Here is a 680-nt window from a genome sequence, read left to right on the forward strand (position 1 = left end):
CTTCGGGGTCGGGCGGGGCTTCGGCGCCGGGGTGGTCGGCGTGGGATCGGGCGGGGGCGGCGGCTCCGGAGAGGGCGTGGGAGTGGGGGCAGGGGTGGGTGTGGGGGACGGCGGCGGTGGTGGTGAGCAGAACGGGGGGTCCGTCCAGGTGAGGTGTCCCGCGACCGCCACCGCCTCCGTTCCGCCCGGCCCCGTCGAGGCGTACGCGCAGGCGTCGGCCGCGGCCGTGCCGGGTGCGCCGACGAGCGCCCAGATCAGCGTCGTCACGGCCAACGCGCGTGCGGTGGCGCCGGATTGGTTCGGTACGAGTGCTTGCACGACGAAGATCATGAATCGTGAACCACCGGGCCGCGCCGGAGATCCCGGTGATTGCCCCGAAGGAGTTAACAAAAGAAATCCGGGCCACCGTTGAACACGACCCGTGCCTCCGTGCGTACCCATCGTCGAGCGGCGGCACAGCAGGGCGCTGCACGACCCTTGCGATGATGTGGAGTTGACGATGAAGACCTCCTGGCGGACCGCCTCACTGGTGGCGAGCGCCGCGGCGGTGCTGGCCCTGACCACGGCGTGCGGTCAGGACGCCGCGCCGCCCCCCGCCAGCCAGAACGTGGGTGCCACGGCCGGGGCCGGGGACGTCGGCAGCATCGGCGCGGGCCAGGCGGGCGGCGCCCAGGCCTCGG

At 73.7% G+C, this 680-nt stretch carries 2 pseudogenes; one reads left to right on the forward strand and one right to left on the reverse strand.

From position 1 onward, the window contains the following. Positions 1–267, reverse strand: a pseudogene (locus B7767_RS47515) (hypothetical protein); the annotation flags it as partial. 232 nt (positions 268–499) lie between these two features. On the opposite strand from B7767_RS47515, the pseudogene B7767_RS38315 reads away from it, so the two are divergent. Beyond that, positions 500–680: pseudogene (locus B7767_RS38315) on the forward strand (hypothetical protein); the annotation flags it as partial.

Origin of the sequence: Streptomyces sp. 13-12-16 (assembly GCF_002114215.1) — a bacterium.
Taxonomy (GTDB): domain Bacteria; phylum Actinomycetota; class Actinomycetes; order Streptomycetales; family Streptomycetaceae; genus Streptomyces.